This window comes from Catenulispora subtropica, assembly GCF_039531675.1.
Lineage (GTDB): Bacteria > Actinomycetota > Actinomycetes > Streptomycetales > Catenulisporaceae > Catenulispora > Catenulispora subtropica.
The window spans coordinates 179,244-200,280 of sequence record NZ_BAAAQM010000002.1; the positions used below are offsets into that span (position 1 = coordinate 179,244).

Annotated in this window: 16 protein-coding genes; 10 read left to right on the plus strand and 6 right to left on the minus strand. The window is 73.0% G+C overall.

Annotated features, from left to right (window positions below):
- The first annotated feature begins 8 nt into the window (after positions 1 to 8).
- Entirely contained in the window at positions 9 to 1,271 is a 1,263-nt protein-coding gene (gene glyA, locus ABD466_RS03005; RefSeq protein ID WP_344655331.1) for a serine hydroxymethyltransferase, read from the plus strand.
- A gap of 108 nt (positions 1,272 to 1,379) precedes the next feature.
- Here the strand turns inward: glyA and ABD466_RS03010 are convergent, their stop codons facing one another.
- From ABD466_RS03010 to ABD466_RS03020, 3 genes are read right to left on the minus strand one after another with little or no spacing between them, the layout of a single operon-like run.
- Entirely contained in the window at positions 1,380 to 2,339 is a 960-nt protein-coding gene (locus ABD466_RS03010; RefSeq protein WP_344655332.1) for a pirin family protein, read from the minus strand.
- Positions 2,340 to 2,354: 15 nt separating this feature from the next.
- Positions 2,355 to 2,693: a GNAT family N-acetyltransferase gene (locus ABD466_RS03015; RefSeq protein ID WP_344655333.1), complete on the minus strand. Its 339-nt coding sequence runs from the start codon at positions 2,691 to 2,693 to the stop codon at positions 2,355 to 2,357.
- A 22-nt stretch (positions 2,694 to 2,715) separates the two neighbouring features.
- Positions 2,716 to 4,353 carry a DNA polymerase IV gene (locus ABD466_RS03020; protein WP_344655334.1) on the minus strand — a complete coding sequence of 546 codons (1,638 nt, stop codon included), beginning with the start codon at positions 4,351 to 4,353 and terminating at the stop codon, positions 2,716 to 2,718.
- Positions 4,354 to 4,727: 374 nt separating this feature from the next.
- Here ABD466_RS03020 and ABD466_RS03025 point away from each other — a divergent pair, with 374 nt between their 5' ends.
- Positions 4,728 to 5,534, plus strand: coding sequence for a methyltransferase (locus tag ABD466_RS03025; protein ID WP_344655335.1), 807 nt, complete (start codon positions 4,728 to 4,730; stop codon positions 5,532 to 5,534).
- A 441-nt stretch (positions 5,535 to 5,975) separates the two neighbouring features.
- On the plus strand, positions 5,976 to 6,374 hold the full coding sequence (locus ABD466_RS03030) for a DUF3040 domain-containing protein (RefSeq protein ID WP_344655336.1): 399 nt from the start codon (positions 5,976 to 5,978) through the stop codon (positions 6,372 to 6,374).
- 173 nt (positions 6,375 to 6,547) lie between these two features.
- Here ABD466_RS03030 and ABD466_RS03035 read toward each other — a convergent pair whose 3' ends face one another.
- From ABD466_RS03035 to ABD466_RS03045, 3 genes are read right to left on the minus strand one after another with little or no spacing between them, the layout of a single operon-like run.
- The gene (locus ABD466_RS03035; protein ID WP_344655337.1) at positions 6,548 to 9,283 is read right to left on the minus strand and encodes a transglutaminase TgpA family protein; all 2,736 of its coding nucleotides are present in this window, start codon (positions 9,281 to 9,283) and stop codon (positions 6,548 to 6,550) included.
- Between the two features lie 40 nt (positions 9,284 to 9,323).
- Positions 9,324 to 10,706 carry a DUF58 domain-containing protein gene (locus tag ABD466_RS03040; RefSeq protein ID WP_344655338.1) on the minus strand — a complete coding sequence of 461 codons (1,383 nt, stop codon included), beginning with the start codon at positions 10,704 to 10,706 and terminating at the stop codon, positions 9,324 to 9,326.
- Positions 10,707 to 10,745: 39 nt separating this feature from the next.
- Complete coding sequence (locus tag ABD466_RS03045) at positions 10,746 to 11,810, minus strand: AAA family ATPase (RefSeq protein ID WP_425558519.1); 1,065 nt, start codon at positions 11,808 to 11,810, stop codon at positions 10,746 to 10,748.
- 528 nt (positions 11,811 to 12,338) lie between these two features.
- Here ABD466_RS03045 and mraZ point away from each other — a divergent pair.
- The 7 genes from mraZ to mraY all read left to right on the plus strand — a co-directional run bounded on the left by mraZ (position 12,339) and on the right by mraY (position 21,008).
- Positions 12,339 to 12,782, plus strand: a complete 444-nt coding sequence (gene mraZ, locus ABD466_RS03050; protein ID WP_344655339.1) for a division/cell wall cluster transcriptional repressor MraZ — start codon at positions 12,339 to 12,341, stop codon at positions 12,780 to 12,782.
- Between the two features lie 239 nt (positions 12,783 to 13,021).
- Positions 13,022 to 13,972, plus strand: coding sequence for a 16S rRNA (cytosine(1402)-N(4))-methyltransferase RsmH (gene rsmH / locus ABD466_RS03055; RefSeq protein ID WP_344655340.1), 951 nt, complete (start codon positions 13,022 to 13,024; stop codon positions 13,970 to 13,972).
- Positions 13,973 to 13,975: 3 nt separating this feature from the next.
- Entirely contained in the window at positions 13,976 to 14,434 is a 459-nt protein-coding gene (ftsL, locus tag ABD466_RS03060) for a cell division protein FtsL (protein WP_344655341.1), read from the plus strand.
- 266 nt (positions 14,435 to 14,700) lie between these two features.
- On the plus strand, positions 14,701 to 16,515 hold the full coding sequence (locus ABD466_RS03065; RefSeq protein ID WP_344655342.1) for a peptidoglycan D,D-transpeptidase FtsI family protein: 1,815 nt from the start codon (positions 14,701 to 14,703) through the stop codon (positions 16,513 to 16,515).
- 145 nt (positions 16,516 to 16,660) lie between these two features.
- Entirely contained in the window at positions 16,661 to 18,310 is a 1,650-nt protein-coding gene (locus tag ABD466_RS03070; RefSeq protein ID WP_344655343.1) for a UDP-N-acetylmuramoyl-L-alanyl-D-glutamate--2,6-diaminopimelate ligase, read from the plus strand.
- A complete protein-coding gene (locus ABD466_RS03075; RefSeq protein ID WP_425558520.1) occupies positions 18,307 to 19,860 on the plus strand; it encodes a UDP-N-acetylmuramoyl-tripeptide--D-alanyl-D-alanine ligase in 1,554 nt (517 codons plus the stop codon). Before ABD466_RS03070 ends, ABD466_RS03075 begins: the two co-directional genes overlap by 4 nt.
- A gap of 80 nt (positions 19,861 to 19,940) precedes the next feature.
- A complete protein-coding gene (gene mraY / locus ABD466_RS03080; RefSeq protein ID WP_344655464.1) occupies positions 19,941 to 21,008 on the plus strand; it encodes a phospho-N-acetylmuramoyl-pentapeptide-transferase in 1,068 nt (355 codons plus the stop codon).
- Positions 21,009 to 21,037 lie beyond the last annotated feature (29 nt).

Here is a 21,037-nt window from a genome sequence, read left to right on the forward strand (position 1 = left end):
GGCATCACATGCACTCGCCCGCCATTCCCGAGCTTGCCAAGGAAGATCCGCAGATCGCCGGTCTCATCGAGGACGAGGCGCGCCGCCAGTACGAGAAGATCCGGATGATCGCGTCGGAGAACTACGTCTCCACCGCGGTCCTGGAGGCGTCCGGCACGGTTCTGACCAACAAGTACTCCGAGGGCTACGCCGGCCGCCGCTACTACGAGGGCCAGCAGTTCATCGACCCGATCGAGACCATCGCCATCGACCGGGCCAAGTCCCTGTTCGGCGTCGACCACGCGAACGTGCAGCCGTACTCCGGCTCCCCTGCGAACCTCGCGGTGTACCTGGCGTTCATGAAGCCCGGCGACACCTTCATGGGCGCCGGCCTGGCCGCGGGCGGCCACCTCACTCACGGTTCGCCGGTGTCGGTGAGCGGCAAGTGGTTCAACCCGGTGGCGTACGGCGTCTCCCGCGAGACCGGCATCGTCGACATGAACGACGTGCGCGACCTGGCCCTGAAGGAGCGCCCGAAGGTCATCTTCTGCGGCGGCACCGCGATCCCGCGCACCATCGACTACCCGGCCTTCGCCGAGATCGCCAAGGAGATCGGCGCCATCCTGGTCGCCGACATCGCCCACATCGCCGGCCTGATCGCCGGCGGCGCGCACCCCACCCCGGTCGGCTACGCGGACGTGATCACCACGACCACGCACAAGACCCTCCGTGGCCCCCGCGGCGCGATGATCATGACCACCGAGGAGTACGCCACCCCGATCGACAAGGCGGTCTTCCCCGGCCTCCAGGGCGGCCCCCACAACCACACCACCGCCGGCATCGCGGTGGCGCTGAAGGAAGCCGCGCAGCCCGAGTTCCGCACCTACGCGGCCACCGTCGTGGCCAACGCCAAGGCCCTGGCCGCCGGTCTCACCGAGCGCGGCTGGGACCTGGTCTCCGGCGGCACCGACAACCACCTGATCCTGGCCGACCTGACCCCCAAGGGCGTCACCGGCAAGGTCGCCGCCAAGGCCCTGGACGCCGCCGGCATCGAGCTGAACTACAACTCGGTCCCCTTCGACCCCCGCAAGCCCTTCGACCCCTCCGGCATCCGCCTGGGCTCCGCCGCCATCACCACCCGCGGCCTCCTCCCGGAGAACATGGCCCAGATCGCCGCGTGGATGGACGAGACCGTCCAGGCCGCCGCGAAGGGCGACACCGAGCAGTACGCGCGCATCGCGGGCGAGGTGCGGGAGCTGATGGAGCAGTACCCGATGCCCGGGTGGAACTAAGGGTTTTTGTACCTGAGGCGTAGGTACGCCGAAGAAGGAAGAACGTTGAAGGGGCGCTCCGTGTGGGGAGCGCCCCTTCAACGTCTTGGTGTCAGAGAGACAGCCCTCTCAGTGCCCCCGCCCCCGCGGCTTCAGCCGCACCCCGGGCAACGGCGGCGCGGGAATCCGCTCCTCTACCGTGTGCCCGGCGATGTCCGGGAAGCGCTCCTGGTCCCGCTTCTCCCAGCCCGCCCGGGCTTCCTCGATCTCCTCGTGGGAACCGCCGACGAAGTTCCACCACATGACGATGTCCTCGCGGAACGGTTCGCCGCCGAGGAGGATCACGTGGGCGCCGGTGCGGCTGGACAGGGTCAGTTCGCTGCGGCCCGTACCGAGGTAGAGGAGTGGGCCAGGTGGGAGGTCTGTGTCCGCGGCGGTGAGGTCGCCCTCGATGAGGAGGAGGGCGTGCTCGTGGTAGTGGGTCAAGGGGATGGTCACGTCCGCGCCCGGGTTCACCGTGAGGTCGGCGCCGAGCAGCGGTGAATACGTCGTCGCCGGGGAGGTGGCGGTGTCCAGAGTGCCCATGAAGACGATCGCGCGGAGGCCCGGGCGTTCGTAGAGCGGCAGGTCCCGGTGCTGCTCGAAGTGGGGCGCCGTGGCGCGGTGGCCGGCCGGGAGGGCGGTCCAGAGTTGGAGGCCGTGGCCGATCTGGCCGGGCGTGGTGCCGATCTCGGAGTGGGCGATGCCGTGGCCGGCGGTCATGAGGTTCAGCTGGCCGGGCCGCACCACGACGTCGGAGCCCACGCTGTCGCGGTGGCGGATCTCACCCTGGAAGGGCCAGGTCACGGTCTGCAGGCCGATGTGGGGGTGCGGGTTGACGTGCATCGGGGTGTCATGGGGGCCGAAATGGTCCAGGAAGCACCAGGCGCCCACGGTGGGCAGCACCCGCTGCGGCAGGGTGCGCATCACGTGGACGCCGCGGACGCCCCCCAGGGGGACGTCGCGGGCCTCGTACAGCTCGGCGACCGGGCCCGGGTCGCCCTTGGCGGGGCAGTCCTGCTCGGCGGGGTTGGCGTCGAGGTTGCTCATCGTCGGTGCGGCCTCTCAGCGGCCGGCCGGGTCCGCCGGGTCCGCCGCCTGGGAGTCCGGCCAGCGGACGTGCTCCTCGTACTCCGGGTGCTTGCGCAGGTAGGCGCTGATGAAAGGGCAGATCGGGACGATGGTCTCGCCCCGCTCCACGGTCGTGTCCAGGGCCCGCCGGGCCAGCACCGTGCCGAGTCCCTTGCCGCCGAACTCGTCGGCGATCTCTGTGTGCACGAAGATCGTCGCGCCGCCCCGGCGGCGGTAGGCGGCGAAGCCCGCGAGGCGGCCGCCGTACCAGACCTCGAAACGGTCTTCGAGTTCGTTGTCGACGACCTCTGTCTTGGTGGGCTCTTCAGTCATATGGCCGATGGTAATGCGGAGGTCAGGGCTGCGCCCGACGAGCTTCCCGGCGCTCCAGTGCCTCCCGGGCGACGGCCGCGGAGTCGACCAGGTGCAGGGCCTCGTCGTCAGCGCGCAGGGTCTTGATGCGGCCCGGCTCCGACCACGGCGTCTCGAAGCGGACCGTGACCCGCCCCAGGCCAGCGCCCTGGACCCAGCCGGGGCCGAACTCGTCGTGGTCGACGTCCTGGCCGGGGAGGAAGCGGCGCTCGGCGCGCGCCGCGTCGACCGCGCCGCGGGTGCCCGGGGGCAGGGGGCCGAACTGGCGGGGGGAGCGCTCGCCTTCGACCGTGAGGACTGGCGTGGCTATGTGGGCGGGGTCCGCCGGGTCGGGGCCGGGACCGGGGTCGGAGGCGTCGCCGGCGCCCTCCGCGGAACCGAGCCCGGAGGCCGAGTCGGCGACGGCGTCTGTGTCTGTGGCTGTGTCTGTGGCTGTGTCTGTGTCTGCGTTCGTTTCCGCGTCGTCGTCCGCCCACATCTCCGGGTCGAGGTCGTCCTCGTCGAGCAGGTCCTCCTCGACCGCGGCGAACAGGTCCAGCTGCGCCCACTCGGCCAGCGAGCTGAGCCCCACGCCGAGCAGGCGGACCCCCGGCACGGCCTGCGTCGCGGCCGCGACCGCGCCGGGCAGCATGCGATGCGTGGCGGCGCGGATGACCGCCGGGTCGTCCGTGGGACCGGCCGTTGTTTCGGAGCGGGACACCGTGGTGAAGTCGTGGCCGCGGACCTTGATGCTGATCGTCCGTCCGGAGCGACCGGCCTGGCGCAGCCGCGAGCTGAGCCGGGTGACCAGCCGGTCCATCTCGGCGGTGATGGTGGCCGGGTCCAGCAGGTCCTCGGCGAAGGTGTCCTCGACGCTGACCGACTTCAGCTCCCGGTCCGGTGAGACGTCCCGGTCGTCCAGGCCGCGGGCGATGGCGTAGAGGGAGGCGCCGTAGCTCGTGCCGAGCACCGCGACGAGTTCCTGGCGGGTCAGCGTCCGCAGCTCGGCGACGGTGGTGGCGCCGATCTTGCGCAGCCGCTCGGCGGTGGCCGGGCCGACGCCCCACAGCGCGCGCACCGGCAGCGGGTCCAGCCAGGCCTGTTCGGCGCCGGGTTCGACCACGACCAGGCCGTCCGGCTTCTCGGCGTCCGAGGCGATCTTGGCGACCAGTTTGGACGACGCGGCGCCCACCGACGCGGTCAGGCCGGTCGCGTCCTTGATCCGGGCCCGGAGGCCGCCGGCGATCTCCCGCGCCCGCCGCGCCCCGGCCTCGGGCCCGGCCGTGTCCCCGGGCTCGAACAGATGCGACACGTCGAGGAACGCCTCGTCCAGGCTCAGCGGCTCGACGAGCGGCGAGAGGTCGTGCATCAGGCCCATGACGATCTCGCTGTAGGCCTGGTACGCGCCGAAGCGGGGGATCAGATACGCGGCGTTCGGCGCCCGGCGGCGGGCGATCCCGGTGGCCAGGGCGGAGTGCACGCCGAAGGCGCGCGCCTCGTAGGACGCGGTCGACACCACGCCGCGCACGCCGACGCCGCCGACGATCACCGGCTTGCCGCGCAGGCTCGGCTTGTGCAGCTGCTCCACCGACGCGTAGAACGCGTCCAGGTCGACGTGGAGGATGGAGGGCACGCTGCGCACGTGTTCCATGGTGCACCGGGACACTGACAGGTGCTGGCAGGATTGGCCGCGCCCACCTGCGCGGGGCCCGGCGGCGGCGTCTCGGGCACGGTGCGGCTCGCCTTCCGCCCCCGCGCCGCACGCCGCAGTCCCGCCTTCCGCCCCGCGCTGCACGCCGCGCCCCGCGAGACACTCCGGCCCCCGCCGATCCGGTCCACTACGCTGGCTCCGAGCGCCGATCACCGTCGTGTTCGACCGCCGCCCGACCGGGGCCCGACTGCCGACGGACCGGGGCCCGACCGGGGCCCGACCGGCCCGACCGCCGACCGACCGCCGCCCGCCTGCCGTTCGACCGCCCGACCGGCAGCCAGCCGACCCGCAGGAGTGCACCGCCCATGGCCGACAGCGCCGCCAGCGCCACCGCCCCCAGCCCCGCCACCCGGCGCGCGCAGGCCCGGACCGCGGTCCTGTGGACGGCGCTGCGCACCGTGCTCGACGCCGACGGCCCCCGCGACGTGCTGGACGTCGGCGGCGGCACCGGCGGCTTCGCGGTCCCGATGGCCGAGCTGGGCCACCGGGTGACCGTCGTGGACCCGAGTCCGGACGCCCTGGCCGCGCTGGAGCGCCGGGCCTCCGAGGCCGGTGTCCCGAAGGAGGCGCTGCGGGCCGTACAGGGTGACCTCGCCGGGCTGCTGGAGCAGGTCGAGCCGGGCAGCGTGGACCTGGTGCTGTGCCACGGCGTGCTGGAGATGACCGACGACCCGGCGGCGGGCCTGCGCGCGGTCGCCGAGGTGCTGCGGCCCGGCGGTGTGGTCAGCGTGCTGGCCGCCAACCGGACGGCCGCGGTGGTGGCCCGCGCACTGGGCGGGCACTTCGCCGAGGCGCGGCGGGCGCTGTCCGACCCCAGCGGGCGGTTCGGGGCCCAGGACCCGCTGGCCGCGCGCTTCTCCGAGGACGAGCTCACCGTGCTGCTGCGCGGAGCGGGGCTGGCGGTGGAGACGGTGCACGGGGTGCGGGTGTTCACGGACCTCGTGCCGGGGGCGCTGGTGGACGCCGAACCCCACGGAGCGGCGGATCTGGCGGCCCTGGAGGCGGCGGTCGCGGACCGGCCGGAGTTCCGGGCGGTGGCGGGGCGGCTGCACCTGCTGGCCCGCAAGGGCGGCGCGGGCGGCGCGGGCGGTGCGGCCGGCGCGGACGAATAGCGCGGGCGATTCGGGCGACCGGCCGAAGCGACCAAGTGCGGCGGCCCGAGGCCGTCCCAGGAGTCTCTGCCGACTCTGGTGTCCCCGGAGTCGCTCTTGAGAGTCACTTGAGCCTGTTTGGGCGCATTTGCAGGCATTCCACGCGGGCGGTCGAGCATCGCTCGGCCCCCTCCCCGAGCGCGCCCTGAGCGTTTGGGCAAGGATTTGGTAATGCCGTTCCCCGCCTCGGGGCGAACCTTTCCGCCCTACGGAGCGTTCTTGTAAGAGAGGGACCTCCAAGCGGAGATCAACGCATGCGTAGCCCAGCGCATACGCGGGCATCGTTCGGATGAAGGGGTCTTCGGATCGGTCCTGCGGGAGCTTTCATAGATCCCGGGGTCTGCCTATTCTTAGAACAGTCACCGCCTATGTGTGGCTGTGGACGCTGGGAGGATTCGCCAAGTGCCGCTGTCTGAACACGAGCAGCGCCTGCTGGAGCAGATGGAGCGCGCGCTGCACGCGGAGGACCCGAAGTTCGCCTCCGCGCTGCAGGGAGCGGACCTGCGCGCACTGTTCCGACGCCGTGCCCTCCTGGCTGTGGCCGGGTTCGTGGTCGGCCTCGGCATGCTGGTGGCCGGCGTGGTCATCTCCCTGATCGTGCTGAGCGTCGCCGGCTTCGTCGTGATGCTGGGCTGCGCCTGGCTGGCCTACGCGAGCTGGCGCCGGATCCCCGCCCCCGGCGAGATCGTGCCGGTGGCCCGGCGCAAGGTCCGGGCCGCGGCCGGCAAGGCCGGGCGGGCGCCCACGATGCGGCGGTTCGAGGAACGGTGGCAGCGGCGCAGGGACGAGGGGAACCTCTAGGCCCCGCAGCCCCCCCGGGACAGAGAGACGGAAAACCGCTGGTCCGACGTCGTCGAGCGTCGAACCAGCGGTTTTTCTTGCCTGTCTTGCTCTCAAGGCCCGTGAGCCCTCACCGTGGAGGACGAAGGCCGGGCTCCGCTGCGGGGGCCCGGCCTTCGCGCCGCGTTCCGCGGTCACCGCCGTGGCTTCCGCCCTTCGCCGGCCCGGCCCTCCGGCCGCGTCCCCGCACCGGACATTCGGGACCGCAGCTGCGTCCCGGTCCCCTGCAGCCGCTCGTACACGCGGCCGGTCAGGTCCTCGCGGCGTTCCCGCAAGGCGGCCAGCGCCGACGGCGGCAGCACCGTGGCGCGCAGGCGCGTGCGGCGCGAGACCGGCTCGGCCAGCCCGGCGCGGATGACCTTGACGTCGTCCATCAGGTTCCGCGTCGGCGCCGCGCCGCCGAGGCTGGGGCGGCGGAGGGTCCTGGCGTAGTTCGCGCGCTCGGCCAGGCCGGTGACGCGGTCCATGGCCTCCTGGGCCGGGCGGGACAGGTGCGCCTGCTTGGTGATGCGGCGGGCGCTCTGGCGGGGGGTCTCCGACGAGGGCCAGGAGTAGCCCAGGTCGGTGGCGCTGTCGCGGAGTTCGGCCCAGGCCGCCAGGATCCGGAGGCGTTCGGGGTCGGATTCCGGGCGGCGCGACGACGGGGCGTCGGCGGACTGCCAGTCGAGCTTCTCGTCGTCCTCGGGGTCCGGCTTGTCGGCGCCCCGTTTGGCGCCGCGCCGGGAGGTGGCGCGGCCGGAGGCCACCTTGCCGCGGGTGCGGCGGCGGACCTTGCGCATCACCATCGGGATGCAGGCCAGCAGGAGCAGGACCAGCAGGATGAAGCGCAGGGCGATCGCGTAGCCGGAGCCACCGAACAGCCAGTACTGCAGGAAGCGGGGGACCGAGCCGAACCAGCCGAGCCAGCTGAACTTCTCCTTGGGCGCGGCCACCGTGCCGTCGGAGGTGTCGTTGCAGCCGCCGGCCTTGCGGACGTTGATCGGGCAGTTGTTGTCGTTCGTGGCGCCCGCGTTCGCGGAGGAGGACGTGGTCGGCGCCGTGGTCGGCGTCGAGGTGGCGCTGGGCACCACCGTGTTGTACTGCGGGACGCGGCCGTGGCCGGCGCTGAGGGCGATGTTGTCGATGCCCACCGTCGGCTCGAAGCGGAGCCAGCCGATGCCGTCGAAGTAGAGCTCCGGCCAGGAGTGGTAGTCGTGCGTCCGGACCTCGTAGGTTCCGTCGCCCTTGGGGGACGCGCCGGGGGTGAAGCCCAGCGCCACGCGGGCCGGGATACCCAGGGAGCGGGCCATGGCGACCATCGTCTCGGCGTAGTACTGGCAGTAGCCCTGCTTGTACTTCAGCAGGTAGTCCATGGCCTCGGCGCCGGTCTTGTCGGACGGGACGTCCAGGTTGTAGGTGTAGCCGTTGCCCTTCTGGAAGTAGTTCTGGATCAGGATCGCCTTGTCGACCGGGTTGGTCTTGTCCTTGGTGACGGTCGCGGCGAGGTCGATGACGTCCTGGGGCACGCCGCTGGTCTCCAGGTCCCGGGTCATGCCGAGCGCCGCGACCTCGTCGCGGGTGGGGATCTTGGCGGCGGCCAGGACGGCCGGGGACAGCGCGTCCGGCGACATGTCGTAGGCGACGGCGTCGTACTGCAGGCCCGCGTCGATGCTGCCCGGGCCCAGGGCCGCCAGGCTCTCCTCGTCGATGTTGAAGCCGGTCGCCGGCGGGTGGAGCGACTGAGTCGGGTACGGCAGCGGCAGGGCGTTGTTGCCGCCCTTGTGGTCCTCCGTGGCCACCGGGGACTTGATGGTCACGTGGACGTTGATCAGCTTCGGCGCCGGCGCGTCGGCGGGATAGCCCGGCACCGAGCCGGAGATCTCCCCGTTCGGACCGAAGGCTCGCAGGCCCGCCTGCGCGTTCGGGATGAACGCCTCGCCCTTCACCTTGGCCTGGAAGATGTCGGCGGTCTGGAACCGCAGGTACGTCGCCTTGTTCGCCGTGTAGGTCAGGACCACTTCGTCGGACGTCGACTTCAGGTTCGCGTGCAGGTCCAGCTTCTGGCTGAAGTGGCCGCCGCTGCTCTTGTGGCCGCCCGGGCCGCCGCCCCCGCCGCTGTTCGGGCCGATGCCGAACAGGCCGCCGCTGACCGTGGGCAGGAGCACCGGCGCCAGCACCGCCAGCACCAGGGCCAGCGTGGTGATCTGGTGGCCGGTGGCGGCGATCGGGCCGGTGTCGACCTTGGCCTTGGCCGCCGGGCTCGGCCGCCCGTCGGCCCCGGTGCGGCGGCTGCCGGCGTGCACCAGCGGCCGCCCCCAGCGCCCCAGCCGGTCCCGGCCCTCGGCCGACAGCAGCGCCGTGTAGCCCGCGGCGGCCAGGCCGAACGCGAACCAGTCGTAGCCGCCGCCGCTGCGGGTGGCCGGGACCAGGTACAGCGCCAGCAGCGGCAGGCCGGCCAGCGGCGCGGCCGCGTAGGTCGCGGCCAGAGCGTCCACCAGCACCGCCAGCGCGCTCAGCGACAGCAGCAGGATCGCGGCGATGCCGGTGGTGGCCTCGCCGCCGACGTAGGTGTTGCGGATGTCGTGCGCGCCGGCCGAGTACAGGTCCCCGAGCTTGTGGAACACCGCCAAGGTGGGCAGCACGCCGCCGAACGCCTCGTCGTGGGCCAGCAGCACCATGGCGTACCAGAACACGACCGCCGCCTGCGCGGCCACGACCAGCGGCCGCGGCCGGATCAGCCGGCGGAACAGCTCGCCGGCCGCGGTGGAGACGGCCACCGCCAGCACGATGGGCCAGATCCAGGTGCCCGGGGCCAGCAGCCGCAGCAGCCCGGCGGAGGTGAGCAGCAGCGCGACCGCCGCCGCGATGCCAATGCGCGCGCGGCCCGTCATCGGATGCCCCCTGTGTCAGTCCCCGTACCCCGTCGGGCGGTCATCGCGCCGCCCCCAGTTCTGTCGCGGCCGGTTCGGCGGCACCGGCGGCCCGGGCCGTCCCGACCGTCCCGATCATCCCGGACCCGCGCCGCGCCGCCTGCTCCCACAGGTCCGGCACCCGGTCGCCGGGCTCCACCTCCACCACCCGCCAGCCGCCGACCCGCAGCACCTGCGCCGAGCCCTGGAACCGGGCCTGCGCGGCGGCCAGCGGACGCCCGCCGAGCCAGGAGGCGGTGTCCATCGCGAACGCCACGCCCGAGGTCGTGGAGTGCCGCACCCGCGCCAGCTCCGAGGCGTCGTCGCCGCTCAGATCGCCGAGGACGGCGATCACCAGGCTGTCGCCGCCGCCCTGGCGCAGCATCGCGTTGGCGCCGGACAGGGTGGCGGCGTTGCTCATCTCCACCACGGCCAGCGCGTCCAGCAGCATGCCCTCGAAGTCCAGGCCGATCGCCGAGGAGTCGTGCGCGGCGGCGGTCACCGCCTGGCCGGTCTCGGTCAGCAGCCGCACCGCGTAGCCGTGCCGGGCCATGTGGATCGCGATCGAGGCGGCCGCCGAGACCGCCCACTCGAAGGACGAGGCCGGGCCGTCGCCGCGGTGCGCGATGGCCCGGGTGTCCAGCAGGATCGTCGCCCGGCTCTGCCACACCTGCTCCTCGCGCCGCACCATCAGCTCGCCGGTGCGCGCGGTCGAGCGCCAGTGCACCCGCCGCAGGTCGTCGCCGTGCCGGTACTCGCGGGTGCCGATGTCGTCCTCACCGGCGGCCGCCACCGAGGTCGCGTGCCCCTCGCCGCGGCCGCTCCAGGCCTGCCCCACCGGGGCGTTCGGCAGCAGGTGCACCTGCGGGGTCACGGTCAGCGCGTGCTGCGCCGAGAACGAGCGGGACAGCTCCACCAGGCCGAACGGGTCGGCCAGGCGCAGCGCCAGCGGCCCCAGCAGGTAGCGGCCGCGCACGTCCGAGCGCACCCGGTAGACCACCCGGCGCCGGCCGTGCGGCTCCACCTTGTTCAGCACGAACCTGGGCCGCGAGCCGAGCACGTACGGCACCCGGTCCTCGACCAGCAGCGTGCCGGAGGGCAGCCGGGAGACGTTCTCCAGCCGCAGGTGCACGCGCGCCTCCTGGCCGACCCCGACCCGGGCCGGCTCCAGCGCGCGCCGGCACGACACCCGGTAGCGAGTGCGCGCCAGCACCATGATCGAGATCAGCGGCAGCATCGCCAGCATCGCGCCGACCCGCAGCAGCACCTTGTAGTCGAACAGCATGCCGCAGGCCATCGCGGCCAGGCCGGCGGCCAGGAACGAGCGGCCGCGGGTGGTCAGCCCGGCCAGCCGCCCGCCGCGGCCGTCGGAGCTCTCCGTGTTCTGATTCTGTTGGGCGGACACCGGTGCCCTCCTGCCCTCGTCGTGGGTCCGTGGGACCGGCTAGCGGCGCAGATGCGCCGCGCCGCCGAGGCTCGGCACCGGGACCGAGCTCACGAGCCCGGCCACCACCTGCTCGGTGGTGCGGCGGCTGATCTGGGTCTCGGCGGTCGGCAGCAGCCGGTGCGCCAGGACCGAGACCGCCAGCTGCTGCACGTCGTCCGGGAGCACGAAGTCCCGGCCGTCCATGGCCGCCGTCGCGCGCGCCGCCCGGACCAGCTGCAGCGTGGCCCGGGGAGAGGCGCCCAGGCGCAGCTCCGGCGAGCTGCGGGAGGCGTTCACCAGGTCGATCGCGTAGCGCCGGACCTCGTCCGAGACGTGGATCCGCCGCACCGCCTCGATCAGCCGCGCCACCTCGGCGGCGTCCGCCACCGGGCGCAGCTCGTCCAGCGGGGAGACCTGGCCGTGGGTGTCCAGCATCCGCAGCTCGGCCGCGGGGGAGGGGTAGCCCACCGAGATGCGGGCCATGAACCGGTCCCGCTGCGCCTCCGGCAGCGGGTAGGTGCCCTCCATCTCGATCGGGTTCTGGGTGGCCACCACCATGAACGGCGCCTCCAGGTGGAACGTGGTGCCGTCCACCGTCACCTGCCGCTCCTCCATCGACTCCAGCAGCGCCGACTGGGTCTTGGGCGAGGCCCGGTTGATCTCGTCGCCGACCACGAAGTTGGCGAAGATCGCGCCCGGCTTGAACTCGAACTCCTTGCGCTGCTGGTCGAAGATCGACACCCCGGTGATGTCCGAGGGCAGCAGGTCCGGCGTGAACTGGATGCGCCGCACGGTGCAGTCGATGGACTTGGCCAGCGCCTTGGCCAGCATGGTCTTGCCGACGCCGGGCACGTCCTCGAGCAGCAGGTGGCCCTCGGCGAGCAGCACCGTGACCGCCAGCTTCACGACTTCGGGCTTGCCCTCGATGACCGTCTCCACCGCGGCCCGGATCCGGCCCGTGGTGTCGGCCAGGCGTTCCAGGTCCACCCCGCCGACCGCGGCCCCGGGGCGCGCCGCGAGACCCGCGGCGCCCGGGGCGCCGGCGTCCCCGCTGTATCCCAGCTCGCTGTTGCCGACCGTCACAGGATCCTCCCACTGTTCGCTCGGTCGCGCGGTGTTCGCGCGGCCGCCCCGCATGGCCACGGCGCTCGGGTAGCACCCCGCGGTCGTCCGGCCCCCGCCGTCCGTGTCTGCACGTCCGGCTGCCCTGTTCTCCTCCTGTTCGCGGCGTATGCGCCCACGAGAAAACACAGTGCACCTCAGATCTTCGCTCACCCCGGGGCTCTTAGGGCAAGAGGTCCGGCGAAATAGTTGCCCCTCTGGTCTGGACCACGGCCGGAGAGAGGGTTCCTCTCTACACAACACCACCGCGTCCCGATCGGTTCGACAACCCGTTCGGGGCAATCCCCGATCGGCCCGCGTGGTCACTGTGACCTGCTGAGACTCGGCGTTCTGGGGTTGCCCGTGAGGTTTGGTGGAGTACAGTGGGGGGAAGTGGAGCGGGACCGGTCCGATCCGGACTACCGCGCAATGCGCAGATTTTTTACGGACCCGCCAGCTGGGGCTGGACGCCGGCCGGCCGCCCCCGGCGGGCAGGGAGAGGAGGCGTGGGTGTTCCTCGGGACCTACACGCCCTCCCTGGACGACAAGGGCCGGCTGATCCTGCCCGCGCGGTTCCGCGAGGAACTGGCCGCCGGGCTGGTCGTCACCAAGGGGCAGGAACGCTGTCTGGCGGTGTGGACCGCTGCCGGGTTCGCCGAGCTCACCGAGCAGATGCGCAGCGCCAACCGGCCCGGCTCGCCGGAGGCGGTCATAGGCCGCTCGTCCCGGGACTACCACCGGGTGTTCTTCGCCAGTGCCTACGACTGCGCGCCGGACGCGCAGGGCCGGATCGTCATCCCGCCGCCGCTGCGCCAGTACGCGGGGCTGACCCGGGAGTGCGTGGTGATCGGCGCCGACACCCGGCTGGAGGTCTGGGACGCTGCGGCGTGGGCCGACTACCTGGCCGAGGCGGAGTCGGCGTACTCCGCGACGGGAACGGAGGCCGCGTCCTGAGCATCCGGTAGCCGACCACCCCGCGTCCCCGCGGACGCCCGCCGCGCGCCCTGTGGCCTCCTCCCGCTCGACCGGCTCGTCCGACTGGCGCACCTTCCCCGGTGCCAGCCGGCGCGCACGCCGGCCTTGAACGGGCGGGGACCAGAAGGCGCGCGGCGTGCCGGACCGGGGGGCCGGGCTCGGTACGGTGGGCCCGGAAGACGCGGCACGGCACGGAATCGAAGGCGGAACCACCTCTCATGACAAGCGCGACCCACATCCCGGTCATGCTCGAACGCTGCGTCGAGATCCTCGGCCCGGCCCTGGAGCGGCCCGGCGCGGTGGTGCTCGACGCGACGCTGGGGCTCGGCGGCCACAGCGAGGCGTTCCTGCGGCGTTTCCCCGAGGTGCGGCTGATCGGCCTGGACCGGGACCCGCAGGCGCTGGAGGCGTCGGGCAAGCGGCTGGCCCCGTTCGGGGAGCGCGCGACGCTGGTGCATGCCGTCTACGACGAGATCCCGCGGGTGCTGGCCGACCTCGGCGTGCCGGCGCTGTCCGGGACGCTGTTCGACCTCGGGGTCTCCTCCCTGCAGCTGGACCTGCGCGACCGCGGCTTCGCCTACAGCTACGACGCCCCGCTCGACATGCGCATGGACTCCTCCCGCGGCCTGACCGCGGCGGACATCGTGAACACCTACTCGGCCGCCGAGCTCACCAGGATCCTGCGGGACTACGGCGAGGAGCGGTTCGCCCGCCGCATCGCCGACCGGATCGTCGCCGAGCGCGAGCGGGAACCGTTCACCACGACGGCGCGTCTTTCGGAACTGGTGCGGGACGCGATCCCGGCCGCCACCCGCCGCACCGGAGGGCACCCGGCCAAGCGGGCGTTCCAGGCGCTGCGGATCGCGGTGAACGACGAACTGGCGGTGCTGGAGCGGGCCCTGCCGGCCGCCGTCGCCGCGACCGGCCTCGGCGGCCGCATCGCCGTGCTGTCGTACCACTCGCTGGAGGACCGGTTGGTGAAGCGGGTCTTCGCTGCGGCCTCGGAGTCCGCGGCCCCGCCCGGGCTGCCGGTGGTGCCGGAGGCGTACCAGCCGCGGTTCAAGCTGCTGACCCGCGGCGCCGAGCCGCCGACCGACGCCGAGATCGAGCGGAACCCGCGCGCCGCCTCGGCGAAGCTGCGGGCGGCCGAACGGGTGCGGGAGGGATAGCCGATGACGGAGTCCGGGGAGCGGGGCAAGGCGGTGTCGCCCCGGCTGGTGGTGCTGGCCGGGCGCAAGGGCAAGCCCTCGCTGCTGCCGTTCGTGGCGGTGCTGCTGGTGCTCGGGCTGCTCGGGATGCTGGCGCTGCTGTTCCTCAACACTGAGCTGAACAAGGGCGCGTTCACGATCAAGCAGCAGAAGGCGACGGCGACCAAGCTGACCCAGGAGGCCCAGCAGATCTCGCAGTCGCTGGCCCAGCTGAACGGCGCCGGCGCGCTGGCGTCGCAGGCTTCTGATCTGGGCATGGTGCCGAACGGCAATCCGGCCTTCCTGGCGCCGAACGGTTCGGTGCTGGGGTCGCCGTCCGCCGCGGCGGTTCCGACGCCGACGCCGACGGCTCCGGTGACGCAGGCGACGACACCTCCGCCGCCCGAACCGACCCACCCATCCGCCACGGGGAGCAGCCGATGAGTGACAAAGACCGCCCAGAGCGCCCGGACCGGCCCGACCGGCCCGACCGGCCCGACCGGCCCGACCGCCGTTCCGACCACTCGGAAGGCGCCGACCGTCCCGGCCGTCCGATCGACCCCCGGACCGGTCGCCCGCGCAAGCCGGCCGTCCCGCGCCAACCGCCGGGGCGTCGACTCCCGTCCCGCCCGTCTCCGGCCGCCACCTCTTCCCCCACCGCGGCCCCCTCGCGTCCGCGTCCTCCGGGCCCGCGCACGCCCACGCTGCGCATGGGTTCCCCGCGCCGCCGGCTGCGCATCACCATGTTCGGTCTGCTCTTCACCTTCTCCCTGTTCGCCGGCCGACTGTTCCAGCTGCAGGCCGTCGACGAGAAGGGCTACGCCAAGGCCGCCGACACCAGCCACGAGGCCACCGCCGTCCTGCACGCCTCCCGCGGCGCCATACTGGCCGCCGACGGCACGCCGCTGGCGGTCTCCGTCGAGGCCTACGACGTCACCGCCGACCCGACCCTGATCGCCAAGTACCACGAGGACGTCGACGAGCTCGCCGCGAAACTGGCCGGGCTGTTCTCGGCCGCGCCCGAGTACGCGCAGGGCGGCGCGCCCAGCGCCGAGACCCTGCGCACGGCGCTGACCAAGCCCGACACCCGGTACGTCGTCCTGGCCCGCAAGGCCTCGCCGGCCACGTGCGCGAAGATCCGGCAGCTGGCGGTGTCGAACACCGGCAACCCGAAGAGCGTCGTCGGGGTCTACACCAACTCGCGCGACGACCGCCGCACCTATCCCGGCGGCGTACTCGCCGCCAACCTGGTCGGCTTCACCGACGCCGACGGGGCCGGCAAGGCCGGGATCGAGCAGATGCTGAACAGCCGGCTGGCGGGCAAGGACGGCCAGGAGTCGTTCCAGGCCGCGGCCGGCGTCGAGATCCCGACCGCCGGCGTGAACCTGAAGCCCGCCGTGGACGGCGAGTCGGTGAAGACCACCATCGACCCGGACATCCAGTGGGCCGCCGACCAGGCGCTGTCCGAGCAGGTGAAGAAGACGGGCTCGCTGTCCGGGACCGTGGTGGTGATGGACGTGAAGACCGGCCAGATCCTGGCGCTGTCCAACTACCCCACCTTCGACCCGCGGCACATCACCCCCGCTGACAGCCCGAACCTGGGCAACCGGGCCTTCACCGAGCCCTTCGAACCCGGCTCGGTGGCGAAGGTGATCACCATGTCCGCGGCCATCCAGGAGGGTGTGGCCGAGCCCGGCACCCAGCTGCCGCCGTTCACGTCGCCGCAGCGGGTCGGGCACTGGTCGGCGAACGACGACGTGTCGCACGGCCCGTGGAGCCTGACCATGACCGGTGTGCTGGCGAAGTCCTCCAACATCGGCACCATCGAGGTCGCCGACCTGTTCGCGCCGCACGGTCTGGACCGCGACCGGACCATCGCCGAGTACCAGCGCCTGTTCGGGTTCGGGCAGAAGACCGGCATCGGCTTCCCCGGCGAGACCGCCGGCCTGCTGGACCCGCCGGAGAAGTGGACCGACACCGAGCGCTACACCGTCCTGTACGGCCAGGGTGTCTCGGCCACCGCGGTCCAGGACGCCTCGGTGTACCAGACCATCGCCAACGGCGGGGTGCGCATCGCCCCGACTCTGATCCAGGGCTGGACCGACGCCTCCGGCAAGTTCACCCTGGCCCCGGCGCCGCAGCAGACCCCGGTGGTCAGCGCGGACACCGCGACCAAGGTGGCCCAGATGCTGGAGGCGGTCACCACCGACGAGCACGGCACCGGGACCACGGCGCAGATCCCCGGCTACCGCGTCGCCGGCAAGACCGGCACCGCCAACCGCTACGACGACAAGCTCGGCAAGTACGACGGCTACACCGCCTCGTTCATCGGCTTCTCGCCGACCGACAAGCCGCAGATCGTGGTCGCGGTCTCGCTGCAGAAGCCGGTCGGCGAGCACTTCGGCAGCCAGGTCGCGGCCCCGGTGTTCACCAGCGTGATGTCCTTCGCGCTGCAGAGCCGGGGCGTCGCGCCCACCGGCACGCCGCCGTCGAACCTGCCCACCACGTACGGATCCGCTAACTAGCTGACACCGTCCTAGACGCTGCTACGCATCACTTCGCCACCCGGTGCGGCCACCAGGTGTTTAAGCTGGAGGCCGCCCGGGGCGCGAACACCTCCGGGCGCACCGAACGCACGACTGCGCACCGTGAACCGGTAGCCTTCGGCACGTGCCCCAACTGACCGTCCCCGCCGATCCGACGACGTATCGGGAACCCATGACCTCCACGCCCCGTCCGCACTCCGTTCCCCAGCACACCGTCCGCGCATGCTCCGAGCTGATCGGGGCGACGGCCGACGGCGCCGAGGGGCCGGTCCGGGCCGGATTAGACGCGGTGGTCACGGGCATCTCGCACGATTCGCAGGGGATCCGGCCGGGGGACGTCTACGTGGCCTGGCCGGGCGGGACGCGGCACGGCGCCGAGTTCGCCCCGGGCGCGGTCGAGGCCGGGGCGGTCGCCGTGGTCACCGACGCGGCGGGCGCGGCGCTGCTGGACGGTCTCGACGCCCCGATCCTGGTGGTCGCGGACGTGCGCGGTGTGGCCGGGCGGCTCTCGGCGTTCGTCTACGGCGAGCCCGCCGAACACCTGGCGATGTTCGCGGTCACCGGCACCAACGGCAAGACCACCACGAGCTACCTCGTCGACGGGGGACTGCGCCGGGCCGGCCGGAAGACCGGCGTCATCGGCACCGTGCAGATCCTCATCGGCGACGAGGTGGTGCCCTCGGTGCGCACCACGCCCGAGGCCCCGGACCTGCAGGCGATCCTGGCGACCGCCGTGGAGAAGGGCGTCGGCGCGGTCTCGATGGAGGTCTCCAGCCACGCGCTGGCCTACGGCCGCACGGCCGGGATCCGTTTCGAGGCGGCGGCGTTCCTCAACCTCACCCAGGACCATCTGGACTTCCACGCCGACTTCGAGGACTACTTCGAGGCCAAGGCGAAGCTGTTCACCCCGGAGTACACCAAGCGCGCGGTCGTGGACGTCGACGACGAACACGGCCGGCGGATCGCCGAGCGCTGCCGCGCCCACGGTGTCGAGGTGCACACCTTCTCCGTCAAGGGCGAGCCGGCCGACTGGTCCGCCGAGGACATCGAGCTCGGCGCCGACGACTCCACGTTCACCCTGGTGGCGCCGGACGGGAGCCGGCACAAGGCGGTGGCCGGGCTGCCGGGCGGGTTCAACGTCGCCAACGCCCTGGCCGCCGTCGTGCTGCTGGCGGTCTCCGGGATCGACCTCGAGACCGCGATCGCCGGCGTCGGCGACGTGCACGGCGTCCCGGGCCGCATGGAGCGGGTCCAGGTCCCCGGCCAGGAGTTCCTGGCGGTCGTGGACTACGCCCACACCCCGGACGCGGTCGAGACCGCGCTGGCCGCGCTGCGCCCGGTCGCCGAGCGCCGGCACGGCCGGCTGCGCGTGGTCGTGGGCTGCGGCGGGGACCGCGACAAGAGCAAGCGGCCGATGATGGGCGCCGCCGCGGTGCGGCTCGCCGACGAGGCCGTGTTCACCGACGACAACCCGCGCTCCGAGAGTTCAGCCGACATTCTCGCGGCCGTCACCGCGGGCGCCGACGCCGAGCTGGCCGGAGCCGCGCAGAATTACCGCGTGCTCGCCGACCGGGCCGCGGCGATCGCCTACGCGGTGGCCGCCAGCGGCCCCGGCGACGTGCTGATCGTCGCCGGCAAGGGACATGAACAGGGGCAGGAGATCGCTGGAGTGAAGAAGCCGTTCGACGACCGGGTGGTGCTGCGGGCCGCGCTGGAGGCGTCGGCCGGGGTGGGGGCCGGAACCGCGGCCGGGAAGGGCCACGGCGAGCAGTGAGCCCCCATCGACTCGGCTGGATCGCGCAGACCGTGGGCGGCACGGTGACCGGTCCGCCCGGCCCGGACGGAGCAGAGCCTGAAGCGCTCGCCGTCCCCGGGCCCGTGGTGTTCGACTCGCGGGACGCGGTTCCCGGGGCGCTGTTCGTGGCGTTCCCCGGCGAGTCCGCTGACGGCACCGACTTCGTCGAGGCCGCCGTGGCGCGGGGCGCGGTCGCGGTCCTCGCGGCGCCGGACGCCGCCTACCGGGGGCCGTGGGCCGGCCGGGGGAGCGTCCCGACCGTCACCGTCGACGACGGCGACCTGCTGCGGGCCCTGGCCGCGCTGGCCACCGCGCACCTGGCCGGACTGCCCCGCACCACCGTCGTCGGCCTGACCGGCTCGGCCGGCAAGACCACCACCAAGGACCTGATCGGCCGCCTCGCCGCCGAACTCGGCCCGACCGTGGCGCCGAAGGGCAGCTTCAACAACGAGCTCGGGTTCCCGATCACGGTGCTGCGCACCGATGAGGACACCCGCTACCTGGTCGCCGAGATGGGCGCCGCCGGGCGCGGGCACATCCGGTACCTGACGACCATCGCGCCGCCGCGGGTCGGGGTGGTCCTGAACGTGGGCACCGCGCACGTCGGCCGGTTCGGCGGGGTCGAGGCCATCGCCGAGGCCAAGGGCGAGCTGGTGGAGGCGCTGCCGGAGGCCGGGAACTGCAACCCGGACCGGGACGGCGTCGCGATCCTGAACGCCGACGATCCGCGGGTCCGGGCCATGGCCGCGCGGACGAAGGCGCGCGTCGTGCTGTTCGGCGAGGCCGCCGACGCCGCCGTGCGGGCCGAGGACGTCCGGGTCGACCAAGACGGCCGGGCGTCGTTCACCCTGCTGTACCGGGACGGCGAGGGGCCGCACCGGGTCCCGGTCGCGCTGCGCCTGGTCGGCGAGCACCAGGTGTCCAACGCCCTGGCGGCCGCCGCGACCGGGCTGGAACTCGGCCTGAGCGGCGAGAAGGTGGCCGCGGTGCTGTCGGCCGCCGAGCCGGACAGCAAGTGGCGCATGGAGATCCGCGAGTCGGCCGACGGCGTCACGGTGGTCAACGACGCCTACAACGCCAACCCCGACTCGATGCGCGCGGCGCTGAAGACGCTGGCGACGATGGCGCGTTCCCGTCCGGGCGCCCGTTCCTGGGCGGTGCTGGGCGAGATGGGCGAGTTGGGCGAGGCCTCCGCCGTCGAACACGACGGCGTGGGACGGCTGGCGGTGCGGCTGAACATCAGCCGGACCGTCGCCGTCGGGCCCGGGGCGACCGCGATCCACAGTGGGGCGTCCATGGAGGGGTCGTACAACGGGGAGTCGGTGACGGTGCCGGACGCCGCCGCCGCGCTGGAGTTCGTGCGTGCCGGGGCCCGCCCCGGCGACGTCGTGCTGGTGAAGGCGTCGCGGTTCGTCGGGCTGGAGAAGCTCGCCGCCGCGCTCCTGGAACGTTCGACCGCGGGGGACATCCACAGCGATCACAGGGACGGCGACGCGCAGGCGCGCGATGCGGGAGGTGGCGGCCGGTGAGCACGTACGCGGCGATCCACGCCGGGGTGGGCGCGTGGGGCACGGTGGTGCCGCACGCCGGCTCGGAGAGCGGCCTGCAGATGCGGGGCGTGCTGTACGCGGCGGGGATCGCGCTGTTCTTCTCGCTCATCGGCACGCCGATGGCGATCAAGACCCTGGCGCGCTACGGCTTCGGGCAGCCGATCCGCGACGACGGGCCCACCACGCACCAGGCCAAGCGCGGCACCCCGACCATGGGCGGCGTGGTGATCGTGCTGGCCACCCTGCTCGGCTACGGCTTCACCAAGCTGGCCACCATGCACGCCCCCACCGCCTCCGGGCTGCTGGTGCTGTTCCTGATGGCCGGCATGGGCGTGGTCGGCTTCACCGACGACTTCCTGAAGGTGTTCCGCCAGCGCTCGTTGGGCCTGCGGGCCAAGGCGAAGATGGTCGGGCAGTGGATCGTGGCGATCGCTTTCGCGGTGATGGCGCTGCACTTCCCGAACTCGCAGGGCTTCAAGCCCGCGGACACCCACCTGTCGTTCGTGCGCAACATCTCGGCGATCGACCTCGGCGCGGTGTTGTTCGTGATCTGGGCCGGCCTGCTGATCGCCGGCGCCTCCAACGGCGTGAACCTGACCGACGGCCTGGACGGCCTGGCCACCGGCTCCTGCGTCATGGTGTTCGCGTCCTACGTGCTGATCGGCGTGTGGCAGCACGGCGAGTCCTGCGCGGTGCTGGCCGGCGTGCACGGCTGCTACCCGGTCCGCGACCCGCTCGATCTCGCGATCGTCGCGGCGGCGGTGATGGGCGCCTGTTTCGGCTTCCTGTGGTGGAACACCTCTCCGGCGAAGATCTACATGGGCGACACCGGCTCCCTGGCCCTCGGCGGCGCCCTGGCCGGCCTGGCGATCTGCTCCCAGACCGAACTGCTGCTGGCGGTGCTGGGCGGCCTGTTCGTGATCATCACCCTGTCGGTGGTGATCCAGGTGACGTACTTCAAGATCAGCGGGGGCAAACGCGTCTTCAAGATGGCGCCGCTGCACCACCACTTCGAGCTCGTCGGCTGGGCCGAGGTGACCGTGGTGGTGCGGTTCTGGATCATCTGCGGGCTGTTCTGCGGCCTGGGCCTCGGCGTGTTCTACGCGGGGTGGATCACCGTCAAGTAGGGCTGCCCGCTCCGTGCTCCGGGGACCGC

Excerpts from the sequence above, each read along its gene's own strand:
- glyA (WP_344655331.1), top strand. The coding sequence starts at position 9 with ATGCACTCGCCCGCCATTCCCGAGCTTGCCAAGGAAGATCCGCAGATC.
- ABD466_RS03010 (WP_344655332.1), bottom strand. The coding sequence starts at position 2,339 with ATGAGCAACCTCGACGCCAACCCCGCCGAGCAGGACTGCCCCGCCAAG.
- ABD466_RS03015 (WP_344655333.1), bottom strand. The coding sequence starts at position 2,693 with ATGACTGAAGAGCCCACCAAGACAGAGGTCGTCGACAACGAACTCGAA.
- ABD466_RS03025 (WP_344655335.1), top strand. The coding sequence starts at position 4,728 with ATGGCCGACAGCGCCGCCAGCGCCACCGCCCCCAGCCCCGCCACCCGG.
- ABD466_RS03035 (WP_344655337.1), bottom strand. The coding sequence starts at position 9,283 with ATGACGGGCCGCGCGCGCATTGGCATCGCGGCGGCGGTCGCGCTGCTG.
- rsmH (WP_344655340.1), top strand. The coding sequence starts at position 13,022 with ATGACAAGCGCGACCCACATCCCGGTCATGCTCGAACGCTGCGTCGAG.
- ftsL (WP_344655341.1), top strand. The coding sequence starts at position 13,976 with ATGACGGAGTCCGGGGAGCGGGGCAAGGCGGTGTCGCCCCGGCTGGTG.
- ABD466_RS03065 (WP_344655342.1), top strand. The coding sequence starts at position 14,701 with ATGGGTTCCCCGCGCCGCCGGCTGCGCATCACCATGTTCGGTCTGCTC.
- mraY (WP_344655464.1), top strand. The coding sequence starts at position 19,941 with ATGCGGGGCGTGCTGTACGCGGCGGGGATCGCGCTGTTCTTCTCGCTC.